The organism is Paraglaciecola sp. 2405UD69-4 (assembly GCF_047525415.1).
In the GTDB taxonomy this organism is placed as follows: Bacteria; Pseudomonadota; Gammaproteobacteria; order Enterobacterales; family Alteromonadaceae; genus Paraglaciecola.
The window spans coordinates 387,832-409,323 of the sequence record NZ_JBLIXM010000001.1; the positions used below are offsets into that span (position 1 = coordinate 387,832).

Annotated in this window: 15 protein-coding genes and 1 pseudogene; 8 read left to right on the forward strand and 8 right to left on the reverse strand. The window is 41.5% G+C overall.

All coding sequences use genetic code 11. The annotated features are described in order from the left end of the window. Positions 1-5: 5 nt before the first annotated feature. Both ACMUMK_RS01795 and ACMUMK_RS01800 read right to left on the reverse strand, forming a co-directional pair. Positions 6-692: a hypothetical protein gene (locus ACMUMK_RS01795; RefSeq protein WP_414699416.1), complete on the reverse strand. Its 687-nt coding sequence runs from the start codon at positions 690-692 to the stop codon at positions 6-8. 337 nt (positions 693-1,029) lie between these two features. Then, complete coding sequence (locus tag ACMUMK_RS01800; RefSeq protein WP_414699417.1) at positions 1,030-2,118, reverse strand: CFI-box-CTERM domain-containing protein; 1,089 nt, start codon at positions 2,116-2,118, stop codon at positions 1,030-1,032. Between the two features lie 231 nt (positions 2,119-2,349). On the opposite strand from ACMUMK_RS01800, the gene nrtS reads away from it, so the two are divergent. The 7 genes from nrtS to ACMUMK_RS01835 all read left to right on the forward strand — a co-directional run bounded on the left by nrtS (position 2,350) and on the right by ACMUMK_RS01835 (position 12,389). After that, positions 2,350-2,553: a nitrate/nitrite transporter NrtS gene (nrtS, locus tag ACMUMK_RS01805; RefSeq protein ID WP_414699418.1), complete on the forward strand. Its 204-nt coding sequence runs from the start codon at positions 2,350-2,352 to the stop codon at positions 2,551-2,553. Positions 2,554-2,804: 251 nt separating this feature from the next. Continuing rightward, complete coding sequence (gene nhaC / locus ACMUMK_RS01810; RefSeq protein ID WP_414699419.1) at positions 2,805-4,217, forward strand: Na+/H+ antiporter NhaC; 1,413 nt, start codon at positions 2,805-2,807, stop codon at positions 4,215-4,217. A 272-nt stretch (positions 4,218-4,489) separates the two neighbouring features. Then, positions 4,490-4,684, forward strand: a complete 195-nt coding sequence (locus ACMUMK_RS01815; protein WP_414699420.1) for a hypothetical protein — start codon at positions 4,490-4,492, stop codon at positions 4,682-4,684. Between the two features lie 212 nt (positions 4,685-4,896). After that, entirely contained in the window at positions 4,897-8,520 is a 3,624-nt protein-coding gene (locus ACMUMK_RS01820) for a hydantoinase B/oxoprolinase family protein (RefSeq protein WP_414699421.1), read from the forward strand. Positions 8,521-8,591: 71 nt separating this feature from the next. After that, positions 8,592-9,806, forward strand: coding sequence for an Nramp family divalent metal transporter (locus ACMUMK_RS01825; protein WP_414699422.1), 1,215 nt, complete (start codon positions 8,592-8,594; stop codon positions 9,804-9,806). A 238-nt stretch (positions 9,807-10,044) separates the two neighbouring features. Further along, positions 10,045-10,554 carry a winged helix DNA-binding protein gene (locus ACMUMK_RS01830; protein WP_133467783.1) on the forward strand — a complete coding sequence of 170 codons (510 nt, stop codon included), beginning with the start codon at positions 10,045-10,047 and terminating at the stop codon, positions 10,552-10,554. Between the two features lie 779 nt (positions 10,555-11,333). After that, positions 11,334-12,389 (forward strand): DUF2891 domain-containing protein, encoded by a 1,056-nt coding sequence (locus tag ACMUMK_RS01835; RefSeq protein ID WP_414700311.1) that lies wholly within the window; start codon positions 11,334-11,336, stop codon positions 12,387-12,389. Positions 12,390-12,833: 444 nt separating this feature from the next. Here ACMUMK_RS01835 and ACMUMK_RS01840 read toward each other — a convergent pair whose 3' ends face one another. Together ACMUMK_RS01840 and ACMUMK_RS01845 are read right to left on the reverse strand one after the other, a co-directional pair. Continuing rightward, the gene (locus ACMUMK_RS01840; protein WP_414699423.1) at positions 12,834-14,144 is read right to left on the reverse strand and encodes a hypothetical protein; all 1,311 of its coding nucleotides are present in this window, start codon (positions 14,142-14,144) and stop codon (positions 12,834-12,836) included. 327 nt (positions 14,145-14,471) lie between these two features. Further along, positions 14,472-14,753, reverse strand: a pseudogene (locus tag ACMUMK_RS01845) (SIS domain-containing protein); the annotation flags it as partial. A gap of 146 nt (positions 14,754-14,899) precedes the next feature. On the opposite strand from ACMUMK_RS01845, the gene ACMUMK_RS01850 reads away from it, so the two are divergent. After that, on the forward strand, positions 14,900-15,532 hold the full coding sequence (locus tag ACMUMK_RS01850) for a hypothetical protein (protein ID WP_414699424.1): 633 nt from the start codon (positions 14,900-14,902) through the stop codon (positions 15,530-15,532). An 80-nt stretch (positions 15,533-15,612) separates the two neighbouring features. Here the strand turns inward: ACMUMK_RS01850 and glmS are convergent, their stop codons facing one another. From glmS to ACMUMK_RS01870, 4 genes are all read right to left on the reverse strand, one after another. Further along, positions 15,613-17,445, reverse strand: coding sequence for a glutamine--fructose-6-phosphate transaminase (isomerizing) (glmS, locus tag ACMUMK_RS01855; protein WP_414699425.1), 1,833 nt, complete (start codon positions 17,443-17,445; stop codon positions 15,613-15,615). Positions 17,446-17,461: 16 nt separating this feature from the next. Then, positions 17,462-18,229 carry a DeoR/GlpR family DNA-binding transcription regulator gene (locus ACMUMK_RS01860; RefSeq protein WP_414699426.1) on the reverse strand — a complete coding sequence of 256 codons (768 nt, stop codon included), beginning with the start codon at positions 18,227-18,229 and terminating at the stop codon, positions 17,462-17,464. A gap of 244 nt (positions 18,230-18,473) precedes the next feature. Further along, complete coding sequence (locus ACMUMK_RS01865) at positions 18,474-19,988, reverse strand: acetyl-CoA hydrolase/transferase family protein (RefSeq protein WP_414699427.1); 1,515 nt, start codon at positions 19,986-19,988, stop codon at positions 18,474-18,476. A gap of 242 nt (positions 19,989-20,230) precedes the next feature. Beyond that, complete coding sequence (locus tag ACMUMK_RS01870) at positions 20,231-21,166, reverse strand: polysaccharide lyase family 7 protein (protein ID WP_414699428.1); 936 nt, start codon at positions 21,164-21,166, stop codon at positions 20,231-20,233. Positions 21,167-21,492 lie beyond the last annotated feature (326 nt).

Consider the following 21,492-nt stretch of genomic DNA (forward strand, 5'->3'; position numbering starts at 1 on the left):
TGAGTCTAAAATTCGTATCCGTGCATAGCTATTTCTCGCGAAAACGCCCGTGCAATATGATCTCTCTGTGCAGGGGTATACACTTCTTGATATGGCCGCTTGTCAGCTCGGTAAGCACCTTTTGCTCTTACGTTTAGGCCATTTTCAAAGGGAATAGCAAGCTCTTTAAATACTTCACCTAGGTGCTGCTCCAATTCTTCAAATTTTAGAACGCGGTCCACCATTAAAGCGCCTGTGTTATCTAGGTATTTGGGAGCATTATGGCAAAGTTTACCGTAGTCTAGATATTGGTCGAATGTCATAGTATTACCTTGGCGCTTTCGTCTCATATGATATTGAGATAAAGATTTGTCCCATGGATTACGGTCAACACAAAACTTGTAATAGCTATTCCAGATACGAGTTGGAATACGATGTTTAACATTCATGGCAGAGGAATGATTACGGAATTTTTTGGCTTTCATCAAATCCCACATAATAGACACTTTCTCTTTAGTGGGAACTTTACCTAGCTCAGGTAATGGGTTCCACAACCCCTTATGATGCTGCGCTTTGTGGGGCTCCACTCTAGGAAAAAGAGGTGTTAATACATCCTCTTCACCACAAAATTGCGAGAGGTAATGCTCGATACTGGTACCGGCTGTTTTTAAGGTTTTGATAAATATAAATTTGTGTTTGTGGCTAATTATCACTGATGTGTCCGTGCTGAGTGTCAATATACTTTTTACTATGACCATGACTATAAGAATAAGTTTTCCCATATCAAGAATATGAGTCCGGCAACAAGTATACAGGGTTTGAGGTATAAGTTAGGTAGGATCAGCCAGTTAATTTGTTGAGGTGGACCTATTTTTTTAGGTAAAAATTATACCAATAATGTGATTGCCTAAGTTTGTTTTAAGCAAACATTGGCGGGTTACTCTTTTGCAAATAAATGAGGCCATGGGGGCAAAATCCAGTAAATGCCATAAACAGAACAACAGCTTTACTTAATACCCCCCAGTTTATTTGTGGTTTTAAGGCTGTTGTCTATACATTCAAATATTGCTTTTCTAACCGTTTCATCATGGCTTTATAGCGCCAAAGAGCGAGCTTATTTAACTTTAACTTCGCCAAAATTGCCGACGGCAGAATATCTTTAAAATATAGACTTAGGAGTATATTGGATTTGTATTTCTTGTTATTGATAACCTGCAGTAATTTAGGTGCAGTGTCGTAATATTTATTGACCAGTGATTTGCCGTTAGGCAATGTCAAAAGATAATTATCTCTAAAAGCTCTTAACTGGGTTAATTCCCAGCAATCATCCGTAAGACCAATATGGCCACATGTTGCACTGGTGACAAAACAATCATCATATTCACACATATTTTGGGCCAGTTTTTTAGTTAAGGGGATATGCAGTGATAAGGATTCTTTTATGAGCTCTAGCAATCCTTTGGATGGAATATCTAGATAATACATAGGCCTATCTTCAAAGGTATAAGCAAGTATGAGCTTTTGTGAAAGAAGCAAGGGATCAAAATCAAAGCTTACCTTCATTTTGCTTTGTGATATGTCCGCGTCAACCACTTTATTGATATTCGGTGATGCGCCATCTGTCATAAGGTGCAAAGTAGCCAATGAGCTTTGGGTTATTGACTTACCGTTTACAATATACTGCCCTCTCTCCCCTGGCTCTTTACTCACATATCTAATGGTGTTCCCAGGTATATCGATATTTTGCAAAATATCATTCACCACAAAGTCTGTATTGGGTCGCCCATCTTTTATTGTAATTTTTATTTCGGGGTTTAGCGGTGCTTTTTTTGAACCAAATGCACTTGTTACAAATTGGTCATCAGCATATACATCTAAGTAACTAGGTTTGCTAGGAGACTCGCTATCCTTATACTCTTCATATATTGATAGCGCTTCAGCAGGCTTAAAGTGATTTTGGCTATTGATGAGCGTAATAGTAATATCTCGGGCGGTGATCTTAGCACGCCACGCCCCTTTTTTTATGTTTTCGGTTTCACACTCGGGTAGGTTTGTTTGCCCAAATACTAAGCTAGACTTGGCAAAGGTTAATGGGACTAGGCTAAGTGCACCAAGAAAGCGGCGTCGTGTGTTGGACATACAAATTCTTACAGTTTTTGGATTATGTTTCGAAACCATAAACAACTTGCTTAGTACCTGTCAATGAAAGGGCGTAATCACAGGTCATACATGTGTATGACAGCACCCTACCTTAGACTTTTATTCATGACTATTAATTAGATTGCCAAAACTATAGACAAGAGAAAATGAAAGTTTTTACAGTAAAAAAGGTCTATTGTGCAACAAGATAGAAACAGGTGAACGCTTGATATGGCCATCACGAAAAAACAGCTAAAAACAGCCATTTACATCAGCATAATTGTAGGCAGTTTGCTAACCCTTATAAATCAAGGTGAAGCCTTTTGGGGTGACGCCGAACTAAACTGGTTTAAGGTGATCACCACCTATATGGTGCCTTTTTGTGTATCTATGTATTCAAGCATAATGGCTGCAAAAGAAGTCGCTAAGGACTGAATGACTTAAATAATCAGCGAGTTGATATCAAACTCTGGCGATGCCCCAACTCGATTACTGCATAAGTAAACTCATTACTTATAGCATTACCTCATAAAGCTCTTAAAGCAAATCCTCGAAAAGTACTTTTATAAAACAAGAGTTAAATATATAGACGCTTAAAGATTTGATATCTGTTTAAAGTTATTAGGCATCGTGAGGTAAGATGTTATTTATGAATGTAGGCATTGAATAACAAACCTTCCTCCTAAATGAATAATAAAACCATAACACGGCCATCAGCAGCACTCGCATTACTACCTATTTTCGCTATGTTGATTTTTTTAGTCATAGGTTACGGCGTTTACAGTTTACCCATTGAAAGTTTATTGCTTGCATCGGCAATTGTGGCTTCTGGTGTTGCTAAAAAGTTAGGGCATAGTTGGGACGACATTCAAAACGCCATTGTTGAGCGTCTAGCTCAAGCTTTGCCGGCGATATTTATATTGGTGTTAGTGGGCGGATTAATTGGCAGTTGGATGATTGGCGGAACTATCCCTATGCTGGTTTACTATGGACTAAAAATAGTTAGCCCCGAATATGTAGTGGTTACCGCTTTTTTAGTCACTAGTTTTATATCACTCTGCACAGGTACCTCATGGGGAGCGGCAGGAACAATTGGCGTGGCATTAATGGGGATTGCCACAAGTATGGATGCTAATTTAGCTGCTGTAGCCGGAGCGGTAGTGTCGGGCGCATATTTTGGAGACAAAATGTCGCCACTATCGGATTCTACGAACTTGGCCTCGCTGGTGGCTGGAACTTCTCTTTATGAGCATATACAACATATGTTGTGGACAACTGTCCCAGCATTTTTGGTTACGATTATTGTATTTTTGTTTGCCAGTAATAGTGAGGTTGCCACTGATACACTGCAAAACGTCGATCCTATTGTAGATAATATCGATGAGCTGTTCACTCTAAACCTATTTCTATTATTGCCCCCAGTGGTTATTTTATTTGGGGCGGTATGCAAATTTCCGACTATTCCGCTGATGGTTTTAGCTATTTTAGTCGCGATAGTAAATGCGGTTACCTTTCAAGAGTTTGAGCTTATTACAGCATTAACTTCTACGTTACACGGGTTCAATGCTTCAATGTTTGAAAATGTTGGCTTGGGTGAAATAACAGTATTGAGTGACGTGTTATCTTTGATTAATCGAGGTGGAATGTCTTCAATGATGGGGGTGGTACTACTTGTCTTTTGTGCCTTTTCATTTGCGGGTGCATTAGCGTTAACTGGAGGCCTGACAATTCTAATTTCGTTTTTAGCGACAAGCATCAAAGGTACCACAAGTTTAATAGGGGCCACCGTAGTAACCACGTTTACTGTTGTATGTACCACCTCAGACGGTAAGCTGGCATTGTTAATTCCCTCTGAATTATTTAGAGATACCTACAAACGTATGCAGCTTGATGCTAAAAATTTGTCTCGTACTCTTGAAGATGCCGGTACGGTAATCGAACCGCTCATTCCTTGGACCAGTGCTGGAGTATTCATGACCGCTGCACTTGGAATACCCACCTTAGATTATTTACCTTGGGCCGTTCAGAATTACACGGCCGTTGTGTTTGCGATGCTTTGCGCTATGACAGGCATAGGAATTTCCAAGACTCATTCTTAGCGAAAAAAATGACATTTTTAGCCTGAATATGGATAAACCACTTTCTTAAATGGAGTGAAGTTAACTTTTATCTAGGAGAGAGGCCATTAAGTCAAATTACTCATCCGCCAATAAATTATCCAATTGCCTTTAATCCAAAACCTAGCTGTAGGTTATTTGCCATAAACAAGCAGTTTATCGCTGTATAATTATTACACGTAAAACGCTAGTAAAATACAAATGTTATGATAGTATTTATTGTGATAATAAAATTTATTGAATGGGTAGATGATATGAATACTGTTGAATCTAGTAACGCGAACGTTAAAAATAGCGAACACAAAGGAGCGGATTGTGTTGAGCATGCCCCAGTGTTGCCCAATTTTTCACGTAACAAAGTGCCGCTTAGCTGTGATGATGTGAATACTCGAATTATTGTGTCCTTGGCGAGTGAAGAATTGAGTAGCTACGTGCCAGGATACAATTAGCATTGGATTGCTGGGCGGTTTAAATACGCCTTTGAATATTTTGTAGTAGCAAGCCTGCCTAGTTTGGGCTGGTTTATAGGTGGATGTTTACTATTTGATTTAACGTTTTGAGCAAGTGCATAAGGGTTTATTTCGACATTTAGTTTAACATTGCTGTTAGATGGTATTCAATTTTACCCATTTGAAATACGTTTTCTGTGCCTGGAGTGTTTATGAGTTTGAATCAAGTAACCCAATCTGTTCGAAAGTGGCAATTTTGGATTGATAGAGGTGGAACCTTTACAGATATTGTAGCTAAAGATCCTCTTGGCGAATTGCATACTAAAAAATTGTTATCTGAAAACCCAGAAGCATATGATGATGCGGCGCTGCATGGGATCAGAGGTTTTTTGAATCTTGGCTCTGACGATGAAATCCCCACGGCAGAGATAGAAGTCGTAAGAATGGGCACGACTGTTGCCACCAACGCCTTGCTAGAAAAAAAGGGTGAGCCAACTGTACTCGCTATTAGTAAGGGCTTGGGTGATGCTTTAGAGATAGGTCACCAAGCTCGCAGTGATATCTTTGCGTTAAATATTAAAAAGCCTGATCTTCTATATAATCATGTGGTTGAGGTTGAAGAGCGCGTTGGCGCTGAGGGTGAGGTGCTTACTCCCTTAAATCTTGAGCAAACTCGCGCTCAATTGACTAAAGCTTATCAAAAAGGCTTTCGTTCAATCGCTATTGTTTTTATGCACGCCTATCGTTATCCCGCCCATGAGCAACAAGTTGCCGACCTTGCTCGTGAAATAGGTTTTACGCAAGTTTCTGCAAGTTGTGAAGTGAGCCCGTTAACTAAGATTGTCCCAAGGGGAGAAACCACAGTTGTTGATGCTTACCTGACTCCTATTCTTCGTAAATATGTTGATCGTATCGAAAATGCCATAGGGGCTAAGGGTGAGCAGGGTAAGTTACTGTTTATGCAATCTTCAGGTGGACTGACTGGGTCGCACCTATTCCGTGGACGAGATGCAATTTTGTCTGGCCCAGCTGGTGGTATTGTGGGTGCTGTGCATACCGCAAAACTAGCGGGTTTTGACAAAATGATTGGCTTTGATATGGGCGGTACATCGACAGATGTTTCTCATTTTGCTGGCGAGTACGAGAAGGTCTACGAGACAGAAGTAGCCGGTGTGCGCATGCGAGTACCTATGATGTACATTCATACTGTTGCCGCTGGTGGTGGTTCAAAACTTACCTTTGATGGAGACCGTTTTCGAGTGGGGCCAGAGTCTGTGGGCGCAAATCCTGGGCCGGCTTGTTACCGCCGCGGGCAGCAACTTGCTGTCACCGACATTAATCTTTGTTTAGGTAAAATCCAAGCTGATTATTTTCCAAGTATTTTTGGACCACAGCAAAACTTACCACTAGACAAACAAGCTTCTGTGAAAGGTTTTGCGGCCATTGCTGAGCGCTTAGGCGGAGATAAATCTGCACAAGAAATTGCGGAAGGGTTTCTTGATATTACGATTGAGCACATGGCTCAAGCCATTAAAAAAATCTCTGTTGCTAGGGGGTATAACCTGCAAGAGTATGTACTTAATTGTTTTGGTGGCGCTGGTGGGCAGCATGCTTGCTTAGTGGCTGAACGTTTAGGTATGTCTAAAATATTTTTGCACCCCTTGTCTGGCGTGTTATCGGCATATGGTATGGGGTTAGCAGATATCTCTACTGAACAGCAACATGTGCTTGGAAAACCTTTAGGCGCTGATGAAATACAAGAAGCCGTAATCGATTTTGAGTCAATGGCCGCTGTAAATAGCGATGTTTTAATGGACCAGGGCTTAAATAAAGACGACATTATTCATACACGTTGGGCCCAGTTAAAGTATCAAAATTCAGATTCTACTATTCAAGTACCCCTTAGCGATCATCAAAAGATGCAAGGGGAGTTTGAGAAAATTCATAAAAGGCAGTTTGGCTTTATCTCACCAGAAAAGAACATCCTAATCGATACTATCGGCGTATTGTCGTCTGTAAAGGGTGATGCAAACGTAGAAACTGCAGCGACAGACTCAGAGCCTAGTATCTTGGTGCCACAACGCAGTGAAATGATGTTTAGCAAAGGCCAGTGGCACACCACTCCTATTTATCTAGCCAATCAACTTAAGTACGGCCATGAATTTACAGGGCCCGCTTTGATTATAGAGAATACGGGGACAATTGTTATTGAGCCCGGTTGGCAGGCAGCGGTTAATAAATATGGACATTTGGTATTGAGCAACTTGCAAGAGAGTGCCAAGCGAAATACCGATGAAGGCGATAAATGCGATCCGGTTACCTTAGAAATTTACAATAACTTGTTTATGTCTGTGGCAGAGCAGATGGGGCTGGTGCTGCAAAATACTTCGCAATCGGTAAATATTAAAGAGCGCTTAGACTTCTCATGTGCTCTATTTGATAACCAAGGAAACTTGGTGGCTAATGCTCCTCACGTACCTGTGCATTTGGGCTCTATGGACTCCTCGGTAAAAGTTATCATTGAGAGTGACCAAGAGATAAATCCAGGTGATGTGTTTGTACAAAATAACCCATACAACGGCGGCTCACATTTACCTGATATTACTGTGGTAACGCCTGTTTTCAATGAAGCAGAAGACGAGATTATTTTTTATCTGGCAAGTAGGGCACACCACGAAGACATAGGTGGCATAGCACCAGGCTCTATGTCGTCTAAGGCTACTAGTATAGAACAGGAAGGGATTATCTTAGACTGTGTGAAGCTAATGGATAGAGGCACTTTTTTAGTTGATGACATAACCAAAAGGCTGTCAGATGGCCCCTATCCAGCTAGAAATATCAGCCAGAATGTGGCGGACTTAATGGCGCAAGTTGCCGCCAATAATACCGGTGCAAATGAGTTACTTAAGCTAGTGAACGAAAGCAGTGTAGAAACTGTGCATGCATATATGCGACACATTCAGCGAAGTGCTGAAGCATCAGTGCGTAAAACAATCTCAAAGTTAAGCGATAGTGAGTTTACATATGAGCTTGATTCGGGAGCTGTGATTGCATTAAAAATCACTGTAAACAAAGAAGAGGGTAGTGCCGTAATTGATTTTGAAGGCACATCTGGCCAACTAGATAACAACTTTAATGCACCTAAGGTGATTACTCACGCAGCGGTGCTTTATGTGTTTAGATGTTTGGTTGATGATCAGATCCCACTCAATGCTGGGTGTTTAAAACCCATCACAATTAAGGTCCCCAGTCGCACCTTATTGAACCCAGAATATCCTGCCGCTGTCGTCGCTGGAAATGTAGAAACTAGTCAAGCAGTCACTAATGCGTTATTCGGTGCTTTGGGAGCACTTGGTTCAAGTCAGGGCACCATGAACAACCTGACCTTTGGTAACCAGAAGTATCAATATTACGAAACAATATGCTCTGGCAGCCCAGCAGGCCCAGGGTTTGATGGTGTGGCTGCGGTCCATACTCATATGACTAATACTCGTATGACAGATCCAGAAATTATGGAGCAAAGATACCCAGTTATTTTAGAAGAGTTTTCTATTCGTCGTGGCTCTGGTGGTAAAGGTAAATGGAATGCTGGTGATGGTATTTATCGCAAAATAAGGTTTGAGGATGAGATGGAGTGTTCGATTTTATCAGAGCACCGAAAGTACCCTCCCTTTGGCGTGAAAGGTGGGCAACCAGGGCAAATTGGCTGTAATTGGATTGAACGTAAAAATGGAGATAGGGAGATGCTTGGTGGTTGTGGTCATGCCAAGGTCTTACCCGGAGATTCGGTTAATATTGAATCTCCAACTGGTGGGGGGTATGGCGAAGTAAAGTAAACAGCCCCTAATAATAAAGGCAATACCTTCCCTCTTTTTTAAGGGGGAATGGATACTCAGGAGTTGAGATTGTGATAACAAAACTAAGAAATTTAGGACCAGGTGTATTAGTAACAGCTGCATTTATTGGTCCTGGCACAATTACCGCTTGCACGTTAGCCGGTGCAAATTTTGGCTATGCTTTGCTATGGGCTCTGCTTTTTGCCACATTATCAACCATCATTTTGCAAGAAATGGCGGTTCGTTTGGGAATAGTCGCGCAACAAGGGCTGGGGGAAGTGCTTGTTAATATGTTTAGCGCGTCAGTTTTTAAATGGCCTCTTGTTTTGCTGATTATTATTGCGCTTTACGGGGGGAACTCCGCTTATGAAGCTGGTAACTTAGCTGGAGCCGCTATAGGTATTCAAGCGATAGTAGGTGAAACTACAGGCAGCTACACTGCCTCAATAATAATTCTTAGTATTGTTGGTGCTTGCATACTGCTGCTTGGATCTTACAAACAAATCGAAAAGGTATTGATTGGGTTAGTGAGCTTAATGGGGCTTTCATTTGTGCTGACTTTCTTTTTTGTGCAGCCGAGTATCCTTGATATTTTTAAAGGGCTAGTTTTCCCTGAAATACCAGAAGGTGGTTTGCTCACAGTTATCGCGCTAATTGGCACCACAGTGGTCCCTTATAATTTGTTTTTGCACGCCGCCGCCGCCAGAAACCATTGGCATAGTTCAGAGCAATTAAGTAATGCTAAAAGTGACACTATTGTATCTATTGGGCTAGGGGGGCTGATTGCTATTCTTGTTGTCTCTACATCTGCTGCAAGTATGTTTGCCCATGGTTTATCGGTTAATAGTGCAGCTGACATGGCGCATCAATTTGAGCCCTTGTTTGGCTCTTGGTCTAAGTATTTGCTAGGCGTAGGTTTGTTTGCCGCTGGGCTGAGCAGTGTAATTACTGCGCCATTAGCAACCGGCTACGCCATTTGTGAGGTATTAAAACTTAGCAGTGAAAACAAAGGAGCCGCTTTTAGAGGGATCAGTTTAAGCGTGATAGCAATTGGTTCTTTGTTGGCTTTAACGGGTGTAAAGCCTGTTACTGTGATCCTTTTAGCGCAGTTTGCTAATGGTTTGCTTTTACCTATTGTTGCTTGCTTCTTGCTTTATGCCATGAACAACAAGCAATTGCTTGGTAAATATGCCAACTCTTTAAAAGCAAATATTCTTGGCGGTATAGTTGTACTTATCACCGCGGGTTTAGGTGCAAAAATGGTATTCAGTGCCCTAGGTATATAGGTCCAGTTGCTCCGTATTATATGAACTTTTCGGGCTGCAGTTTCTGTTAAAAGCTTAACTACTGCAGCCTAAATCTCTCTGGCTGATTACTCTTTACGCTTATTTCATTGAATTTGCGACTTACCCTAAGGATTAATGCCCTTTAATAGTGGGTATATAAAAAGGTGGTTAAAAACGGATATGATAGCGTGTATATTGGCTTGCTAATTATACCCATTGCCCTGCGGAGTACCCATAAATGACCTCACAACGAAAAATAGTCTCGTCAAAAAGTTTGGCTGAAGGTGTAGCTTGGCCTTTGTCAGAAGTCGAGCTTGGTTTAACCGTATTTTATAATGCGTTTACTAAATGGATTGTGAGGTGTGCCTCGGCGGCAGGGGTAAGTGATCTAAGCCCTTTAGACATAATGACTCTGCATAATATTCAATCAAGAGAAAACCAGCAAAGGCGGATTGATATTTGTTTTATGCTTAATATTGAAGACACGCATTCTATCAATTACGCCTTAAAGAAACTCCTAAAATCGGAGCTGATAGAAGGGGAAAAGCGGGGCAAAGAAATGTATTACTCGGCCACCGCTAAAGGCCGAAAACTGTGTGAAGAGTACCGAAAAATTAGAGAAGAATGTTTAGTCTCTTCGCTAGGGTTAACAGGTAAAGACGCAGAAGACTTGTCTAACGTAGCTGCTACATTACGGTCGCTATCTGGGGTATATGATCAAGCTGCTAGAGCTGCAGCAAGTCTGTAGTGAAAGTGCCTAATGTCTTTATTGAAGGTTAAAGCCCGCCTTTACGAGCGTTACCCGTGGCTACTGTAAATAGTAGCCATCCATTCAAGACGCGGGTTTATTCTTGCCATAAAGCCAAGCATATATAGGGTAAGAGTCTAAGGTCAATTAGCCACTAAATCTTTGAATTTAAGTGCTGTTAATTATGAATATATATGGCCGCTTTATATCTAAAAAACCAGTAGTGTTCTGTTAAAAAGTAATCCAATGATGGCTTTTATTCGCTGATTACCTCAGTAACTAAACTTTTTCACTCCAAATTTTATTTTTTAAATTTGTAAAATACTCTATAAAAAACAATGGCTTGAAATTACTTTATGTAAACAATGATAAAACGCTAGTGTTATTCATGTGTATTGCTGGCTTGACTGCTTATTAATTGTTCGCTTAATATACATGCACCTTAAAGATTAATTTAAACAAATCTTCAAGGCACTGTAGTGCAACAAGATTTTGGATATGAACAGGTACGAGAAATCAATGATGCAAACAACAACTACAATGCATCATCTGTTTGTTTAGCCGTACCGAGGCAATTTACTCGATGAAAGAGTATCTTTTATGAGTAGGGTATTCTTCGGTGTGAGTGCTACCAAAATCAAGTAAGAGCTTTATATCTACAGGTTGACAGACCCGCCTGCTCTTAACGAGCAGGCTCCCTTTCTAAAACAATTAACATAAGAATTCAGAGTATGAAAATTCATTACAAGAAAGCAGCATTACCCATATCACTATTGTTTATGCTCAGTCATGTAGTGAGTGCCAAGGAAGCGCCAGCATCTGAACATTACGAGCAAGTCTTTGCAGACTTAGCGCTACACTGTATTCATCAAGAATACCCGAACGTGATAAAGCACAGCATGAAAAGTGAAGCGGATGTTATGCCGCCGAGTAAACTTTATCCTGCGTTTTACGGGTGCTTAGATTGGCACTCTTCGGTACATGGCCATTGGCTGCTAGTGCGTATGCTCAATAAAGCCAGTGATAAGGTTGATACTGACCTTATTTTAGAAAAGCTTGCACAAAGCTTTACGCCAGAAAAACTGGCTGGCGAAATGAAAACCTACACTCGCAGTGATTCAAGCACCTTTGAACGTCCATATGGCCTAGCATGGTATTTGCAATTAATGACAGAGCTTAGGCAGGCAAGTTTCCCCCAAGCTAAAGAGTGGATAGAAACGTTACAACCACTAGAAGTAAAAATTGTGGCTAACATCACTTCATGGTTACATAAATTAGCTTACCCAATTCGCACCGGCGAACATAGCCAAACCGCTTTTGCCTTTGGGTTAATGTTAGATTGGAGCCGTGCTAATAAGAATGCAGAGTTTGAAGCCTTGCTAACCAAAAAAGTGAAGCAGTTCTACCTTAAAGACAAAACCTGCCCCATTGCCTACGAGCCTTCTGGTCAGGACTTTTTGTCTCCTTGTTTGGCGGAAGCAGATTTAATGCGCAGAGTACTACCAAAATCTGAGTATAGTGTGTGGTTGTCTGAGTTTTTTCCACAGCTTAATGAAGGTGACCAAAGTTGGATAACTCCAGCAACAGTAGCTGACAAGTCAGATGGTAAGCTAGCTCATTTAGATGGCTTAAACCTAAGCCGTTCTTGGATGCTTGAGGGCATTATTGGCGGTTTAGATAAGGATGACAAACGGGTTGCCCTATTAACTCAGAACCTAAAAGCCCACAGAGAGGCAGGCCTTAACTCAGTATTTGGAGATATGCACTACATGGGATCCCATTGGTTAGGAAGCTTCGCAGCTTACCTAGAGACCCAAAGAGGGATCAAGCAATAGCCTAATTAAGCAAACAGCATAAGGGAATATACTGCTGATTGCTTTTGAGTGTGTGGTACTAGGGTGTTGGTTTAAATGCACCCTGTATCACACAGTTTGTTGGTTGTGGTTAAATGTGTGCAAGCATATTAATATTTAAAACTGAAACTCCTTGAACCCCCGATTTTGTGTACTTAGATTTTTCCCAAATTACGTAATGTTTGTGGCTAGGAAAAACCAAAGCTTAAACGCTATAAAAATTTGACTAATTAATATTTGAAACTCAGTCTGCCTAATAAACTGACAGACGGGTTTGAGCGAAAAGCAGAACATCATCATACGGCAAGCGCTTGTCTGCTTCAGACAAAGAGCGGACATTCATCCCCGCCAGCAGATTCGCAGATTTACTGCGTCCTACTGGCGGGCTTTGCTAGGGTTCTCTGACTGTAAACTCATTACGAGGAGCTAAGACCGTCCCAAGAATTTTGTAATGCAGTGTGCGGCTCCAAGATTAAATGCAAATGGGTGAAAATCACCTAGTCTATTTACGGTATAACCTAGATTCCTCCAGATTTGGGCATTGGCGTCATCAGTAGCCGAAAGCTCAGGCCATGCACCATGGCCATAAGTAGGTATCCAAACCTGCTCGTCTCCTTGAGACGTTTGCACTAGTGCATTATTGGCTGTTGCAAAGTACCAGTATCTCTTTTTCCTAGATGGATCATCTTGATATGTTAGCGGAAGTGGATTTCTTTCAACTTCAAAGCCATTTGCTTCTAGCTTTCCAGCTATATCATCGAAAACCGACTGCATAGCATAGGGTGAAGTAGGGATTCCCAGTATATCCGCTGCCATTTTGGGGTCACCGACTAAAGCTCGCTGCCTGCCAGATTCACTTCTACCTAAAAGAGTAATAAACATATCAATATGGAACAGTGGCTGTGTTGTGCCCGGAGAATTACCAGCATAGACTTCCTCAGTCCAAGGTTCGTTATTAATCACGATTGGAATTTCTTTTTGTGCTGGAACTGCGAGGCTACTGCCAACTAGTATAAGCTTCTTTTGCTGGTCCAGAGCTTCGCCGTAAGCTCTCTCTATTGCTTGTAACTCAGTTTCACCAGCTTGAGGCACTACATACCCAAGATTTAAAGAGTTAATCGCATAGTCCATCCCCATCAACCAAAAATCATCACCAATTAACAGGTTACCCCCTTGAAAGTAGAGTTGCACTTGAGATTGATTAAGGGATGAACCTTTGGCCATCTCATCAGCAATAAGCGAATCATGTGCTCGTCTAAATGTTGCGGGCTCCACTAGGTGGCGTGTCGCAGGGCTTTGAGCAGTATCGCTTACCACTGCGTAAGCATCTTCAGCCCAAACAGTAAATTGCATGGTAGTCGGAGCTTCAACAACCGTTGTTCTACTTGTGGCATTCGCATTCTGCAACCAAGTATCAAGTATCGTTCTATGATTTTGCGAAACTAATATAAACAAATGGCATTGAGAAGGTAGCTTACCAATTAAGTCACTAATTGGGTCAGAGTAACTAGAATAGGAAAATACGTAGCCTGGCAAAGTCATTAGTATTGCATCTATCCCTCCATAAGTGCTTGATACAAGGGATGGATTGACAGGGTTTGCAGCTAGGCTTTCTAATAAACTAAAAGCTGACGCTCGTCTGGAAAATGCCTCAACCGTAGCTTCCGGCTCTCTCTTAAATCTGGCCTTCATTTCATCTGAGTATGCATAATGAGGGGCACGAATTATGTCGGTCATAAATATTATTCCTTAAATAGTTAATGAAATTAGTTATTAGTCGTCTACCTCTATGTGCATAGTGATCGTACAGAGAGGAATCTCTCACTGTACTGTTCACAATTTGAGAAGAATTTAGAATCGTTTGCGCTATGCTCAGCGATGGTGTGTAAGCGGGAAATGAGATTATTATCTTGCGAGCGTCCGTTTTACGTACACAGCTGCCATTCAAATTTTAAAACTTGAGGTGAAGTTAATGGCACAAACCCGACCAAAACCTAGTGACGTGGCTGTGCGAGTTTCAAACTTTAATGTACTCGCACATCATAAAAACCTTTCCCTATGCTTTTATTCAACCGTTACACTTTTGGCTAAATTACGTGGTTGATCTACATCTGTGCCTTTAATGACAGCTACATAGTATGACAGTAGTTGTAGGGGCAGGGTGTAGACGATGGGTGCTATGGCTGACTCGCAGTGGGGTACGTTGATTACGCGCATGGTTTCGTCGCTTTTGAAGTTGGCTTCTTTGTCGGCGAATACGTACATGATGCCGCCTCTGGCCCGTACTTCTTCTACGTTTGATTTTAGTTTTTCAAGTAATTCATTATTTGGTGCTAGTACTATGATGAGAATTTCGTTCGATTGTTAAACGATGTTTTTGTAGTAAAAGTTGGTCAATAGGCAATTAAGGAGTATGATTTTTGTACAGCTTGGAATGTTATTTCATTAACGTATTATCCATATTTAGGTGTCTATCAATTAGGAGAAGGATAATGTGCAAACTAATTAATTTTTCCGTTTTACTATTAACTCTATGTTTATGTAAATTTTCTTACGCCAATTTAGTACTGAATTTTAACTCGGATGGTAAATTAACGGGAGCTTCAGGTGTCGATCTAGGTTATGGCGAAGTTTATGACGTCGAATTCGCTAGAGGTTCATGTGTCGAGATATTTGGTGGTTGTGATGACCCTGAAGATTTGTTTTTTAACGATGTTTATTCAGCGATTTTTGCCGGCAAGGCCTTCTATGATCAAGTGTTAGTTGATGGACCTTTAGGTGATTTTAGTAGCGATAAAACTTTGATTGCAGATTGTGACACTTACTACTGTCACTTTTACACGCCTTTTTACTTAGGTTATTACTTTGATTTTTGGGAAGGTACTTATACTTATACAGTATCAACTTCTATTCCATCTGATTATTATACGATGCCTGATTTATCAGATGCTGAGCGATTTTACGACACAGGTAATAGTAGAGATTGGGAATTTGCACAATATCTTGTTTGGAGTGAGCATGTTGAATCAACGGCCTCTATACCGGCCCCTCCCGCTATTATTTTTGTGTTTATAGGCGCGTTCTTTTCATTTTTCGTTTCTAAAGCTAGAAAAGAACCACGATAAAATCGTGGTCATTTTTAAACTTTATTTAAGAAGTTCCAACATTATTTAAAAATCCAAAAGGGCTTGCGGCCCTTTTTCAGTTATTCAACCGTTACACTTTTGGCTAAATTACGTGGTTGATCTACGTCTGTGCCTTTAATAACAGCTACATAGTATGACAGTAGTTGTAGGGGCAGGGTATAGACGATTGGCGCTATGGCTGACTCGCAGTGGGGGACGTTGATTACGCGCATGGTTTCGTCGCTTTTGAAGTTGGCTTCTTTGTCGGCGAATACGTACATAATGCCGCCTCGGGCCCGGACTTCTTCTACGTTTGATTTTAGTTTTTCAAGTAATTCATTGTTTGGTGCCACCACTATTACGGGCATTTCGTCGTCTATTAGGGCTAATGGTCCGTGTTTTAGCTCGCCAGATGCGTAGGCTTCGGCGTGTATGTATGAGATTTCTTTAAGCTTCAGGGCGCCTTCCATAGCTATGGGGTATTGGTCGCCTCGGCCTAAAAATAGACTGTGGTGCATGTCTGCAAATTCTTCTGCTAGTGCTTTTATGCCATCTGTAAGTTGCAGGGTTTCTTCTAATTTTGCAGGTAGGCTGTGCAGGGCTTTGACAATATGCTGGTGATCGTCTTGGCTCATGTTGTTGTGCTTGCCAAGTGCCATAGTTAGCATCAAAAAGCCTGTTAATTGGGTAGTGAATGCTTTGGTTGAGGCTACGCCTATTTCAGCTCCTGCTAGTGTCATAAATGCGAGGTCTGATTCGCGCACTAATGATGAGCCAGGCACGTTACAAATGGTTAAGCTTGCGGCATAGCCTTGTTCTTTTGCTAAGCGCAGTGCTGCTAATGTATCGGCGGTTTCTCCAGATTGTGAAATAGTCACGATTAAGCTGTTGGGGTGTACATAGGATTTTCTGTATCTGAACTCAGAGGCAATTTCGACGTTACATGAGACATTGGCGTATTGTTCTAACCAGTATCTCGCTGTCATGCCTGAGTGGTAGCTGGTACCACAGGCTATGATTTGTACGTGTTTAATTTTAGCCAGTAATTCGTCTGCGCCATGGCCAAATATGTTTGCGCTGATGCCGTTGTCTTGAAGGCGGCCACTTAGGGTGTTGCGAATAACTGTAGGTTGCTCGTGAATTTCTTTGAGCATGTAGTGACGGTATCCGGCTTTGTCGCCTGCGTCGTGCTCTAGGTTTGATTCTTTAACTTCGCGCTCAACTGGCAGGCCTGCACTGTCAAATACTTTGATACTGGTGCGGGTAATTTCTGCTACGTCGCCTTCTTCTAAAAACATGAAGCGGCGGGTCACTGGAAATAGTGCCATTTGGTCTGACGCGATAAAGTTTTCGCCTAGGCCAAGGCCAATTACAAGGGGGCTACCAGAGCGGGCAACGATTACGCGGTCTGGGTCGTTCTTATCTAAGATGACGGTGCCGTAAGCGCCATGGAATTTTTTAACCGCATTTTGAACTGCTGTTAGTAAGTCGTCGCAGTTGTCTAATTCAAAGTGTACTTGGTGGGCTATGGTTTCGGTATCTGTGTCTGATGTAAATCCGTAGCCTTTTGCAGTTAGGTCTGTACGTAGGCTTTCGTAGTTTTCTATGATGCCATTGTGAACTACAGCTATGCGTTCGCTAGAGAAGTGCGGATGGGCGTTGGCTTCGGTTACGCCGCCATGGGTAGCCCAGCGGGTGTGAGCTATGCCGGTTACGCCTTTGATTGGGTTATCTTGTAGTGCGTCGGCCAGTTCTTTAACTTTGCCTATTCTGCGGGTGCGTTGTAAGTTACCTTGACCGTCTAATAATGCTACGCCAGCTGAGTCGTAGCCACGGTATTCTAAGCGTCTTAAGCCTTCTAATAAAATAGGTACTACGTTTCTTTCTGCGATTGCGCCTACTATTCCACACATACATTTTGCTCCGTATTTATTGCGTTGCGGCGCACATAACCTTCACGCCGTATTCTTCGATTGTCTGTTTTGATTTGGCGTCAATTTTGTCGTCGGTAACTAATACCGAAATTGATTGCCAGGGTAGTTCCACATTGGGGATTTTACGTTGTAACTTTTCTGATTCCGCTAACACGATAATTTGGTTTGATACTTGCGCCATAACCCGGCTTAAATGAGTAAGCTCGTTGAACGTAGTGGTGCCTCTTTCTATATCAATCCCTGCGGCCCCTAAAAATGCTTGGTCAAAGTTATATGCTTGTAGCATTTGTTCGGCCATTTGCCCTTGAAAAGAGTGTGACTGACTGTCCCAGGTGCCACCTGTCATCAGAACTTTAGGTTCGTTTTCTTGCTCTAATACTGAATTCGCTACATGCAAGGAGTTAGTCATCACCACTAGGCCGAGTTTGCTTTTTAATTCTGGAATAAGTGCTGATGTAGTGCTGCCGCTATCTATTATGATGCGGTTATGATCTTTTATTAAGGTCGCAGCGAGTTTTGCAATGGCTATCTTTCGAGTCGAAACTTTTTCGCTTGATAATTCGGAAGACTCTTTTGGTAATAATACCGCACCGCCAAACTTTCGTAATAATAAGCCGTTGTTTTCTAACTCAGCTAGATCCTTGCGAATAGTGACTTCTGAGGTAGAAAATGCTTTTGAAAGCAGATCAACAGACACTTCACCTTCATTGTTTAGGCGTTCTATTATGGCTCTGCGTCTTTGTTGGGTATTACGTTTTTGCATTTATCAAAACAATAAGTTTCATTTTGAAATGCATTTTAGTTGTTATCTTTCGAATTTCAAGTATTTCTTTCGAAGTGTAAGTATATTTTCTAGTACCTAAGGGGCTGATTGGATATAAAAAACCAGTTACAGACTGACTGTAACTGGTTTTTCAGTAAATGAGGCTTACTCACTTGCTTTGATATAGTCTGAAGCTAGAGCCTGATAGTGGTGTGGTGAAGTCAAGATGGCTACCTAGCAGACGTTACATGTGGCCTTCTTGTTCGAAGCGCTCATGCCAGCTTAGCGCTTCACTTAATAAATGCGGCGTGTGCATGCCTCGGCCTGAGTGCAAAGCTCTTTCGTAATAGTCTTGCAATGCAGGTCGAAAAGATGGATCAGCACAGTTATTAATGATTTTTCTGGCTCGTTGCCTAGGTGATAGTCCTCGTAAATCAGCTAAGCCGTGCTCAGTGACTATGATTTTTACATCATGTTCGGTGTGGTCAACATGAGACACCATAGGTACGATAGATGAGATGGCGCCATCTTTTGCTGTTGAAGGTGAAACAAATATAGAAAGGTAGCCGTTACGGGCAAAGTCACCAGACCCACCTATACCATTCATCATACGTGTGCCCATAACATGGGTAGAATTTACGTTGCCGTAAATATCGGCTTCGAGCATGCCGTTCATGGCAATGACGCCTAAGCGACGAGCTAGTTCTGGGTTATTACTAATGTCTTGTTGTCGCAAAATTATTTTGTCGTGATACAAGTCGATATTTTCATCAAACTCTTTAATGCCTGCAGGGCTAAGTGAAAACGCTGTGGCAGACGCTGTGGCGAGTGTGCCTGACTTAAGCATTTTTAACATGCCATCTTGAATGACTTCAGTGAATGCCGTGAGGTTTTTAAATGGACCTGAATCTAGCCCTTCTAATACTGCATTAGGGATATTACCCACACCGGATTGAATAGGTAATAGCTCTTTAGGAAGTCGGCCTAACTCTATTTCTTGTTGAAAAAAGTCTAGGATATGTTGAGCGATCTTTTTAGATATTTCGTCTGGCTCTTTAAATGGAGAGTTGCGGTCTTCTGCATGGGTTTCAACTACAGCTATAACTTTGTCTGCTGGGCATTCGAAATAGTATTCTCCAATTCGATCAGCAGGATCGGTAAGCATAATAGGTTTACGGTTAGGTGGAAGAGCCGTACCGTAATAGATGTCGTGCATACCCTCTAGTTTAATATTTTGCTTACTATTAACTTCTAGAATGATTTTGTCTGCTTGTTCTATCCAAGTTTTGTTGTTACCTATTGATGAAGAGGGGATTAAGCTACCATCTTCTCGGATCCCTGCAACTTCGATGAGCGCGATATTCATCTTGCCTAAAAAACCGGACCAAGCATATTGAGATACTTCAGAAAGGTGTAAGTCTACGTAATCCATGGTGCCATTGTTGATGCGCTTTCGACATTTGGGGTCGCTTTGAAAAGGCAGGCGCAGTTCTATGCCGTCTACTTCCGCTAAAGCGCCATCTAGTTCTGGTGCTGTAGATGCACCTGTCCAAAGGCTAATACGAAATGGGCCATTACCTTCTTGGTTTGATTTAAGAATACGTTTAGCTAATGCCTCTGGTACCCCCTTGGGGTATCCGGCTCCGGTGAAGCCGCTCATGCCTACATTTGCACCCGCGGGTATCAATTCAGCGGCTTGTTCTGCACTCATAACTCGCTGTTTTAGTGTCGGACAAAGAATTCTATTTGATGCTGACATTGATGTTTCTCTCTTGCTGTTTGGTCTATATGTAAAACGGAAAGGGGCAGCAGAATAAACAAGATAGTTAGCTGATACAATCAAATACAGAAAAAGCAAATATTAGACTTTAGTCGTATATTATTGCTTGGTTGTATTATTACCCAGTGGAAGCAAGAGGGGTAAAAGTTAGGATGACATTTTTAAAAAAGAGTTGTAGAAAGCATGGGTGCCTGATAATAGTTACCCATGCTGTAAGAAGCTTATTGGTTGTAACCAGAGTGGCTGTTTTTTAGTCGATAAAAGGTCGCTTGAACATAGTCTTTAGGATCGCCTGAGTTGTTTTGGTTATAGACTCCCGCCTTAAAGTACATATATTGGTCTCGTTTGTGGTAGCCGCTGTCTTTCATGTTAACCACTTGGGTGATGTCTGCTTTACCTTCCCTTGAAAGTGTTACGGTTAATATGTCGCCCTTAACATCTATGCTGTAGCTAAACTTTTCATCTAGGGCGATACCATCAATAGGATCGTCTATGTCATTGGCTCTTGAGCCGTTAAATTCGTAATATTGTTCATCACCCTTACGTGGCTCGTGGGCAAGGTATACTACCCCTTTGTTATTTTTGGGTAGCTTTCGATAGTACAAGCGGGCTGGTTCATCATCTTTAGCGTGAATCTGACCAATTATTACTCTTCCTACTTGGTAGTCTTTTCCGGTAACCGTAACATTATTTACTGCAAGGGTAGCTTCAAGGCGGCCATCTACTCCCCCTGATTTTCTTTTCTCTTTACCGCGAACCGTACTAAACACCCAGTTGTTTTTGGTAATGCCTTTTACTTTAACCGAGTTGTCACCTCTTCTTAACATTTCTCTTAGCTCGGTACGGGTGTATTTAGTGTTTTTAGAGGTTTTTACACCATCTACAAAGGCTGTAAAAACCATGCCTCCATCATCTGCAGTATAAAAGTAGGGCTTATATTCAAATCCTTTTTCTAGGTAAATCTCTGGGATGGTATCGACTTTGCCATCCTTGTTGGTATCTACAGGTAAGCTAACATTCCAATCTATAAGTTCAAAGTTGTGCCCCGGAGGAAGTTTGGGATTTAACTCATTTACTTGCTGGGCGTATGCTGCAAGGGAGCTGAGGCTTAATAAGGCCAAAAGTAATGTAGCTTTGATGGGTTTGATTAAATACATAAATAACCTTTAAAAAAGTGTTTGAATGTTGAGCCTTGGTAATGGAGTAAAAGTAATAAACGAATAGCTTTATTATGTAGTTGGTAAGGATACAGCTAGTGCGTTTGGTTTTAATTGGTCATGTTGTGGCTAGATAATTGGTATTACAGGTGAGCCATACACTTATTGCCAACGTCATTAAATATAGAGGGGATGTAAGTTACCAGCATTCGTTCGTTTTGTAAAAAAATTGTATAAATACGTTAAAATTGGCTAGTAAGATCGGTGGTTTTATGGTTTCATGTTCGTTGTATCTTACTTTATCAAATACATTGGTAATACCAAAA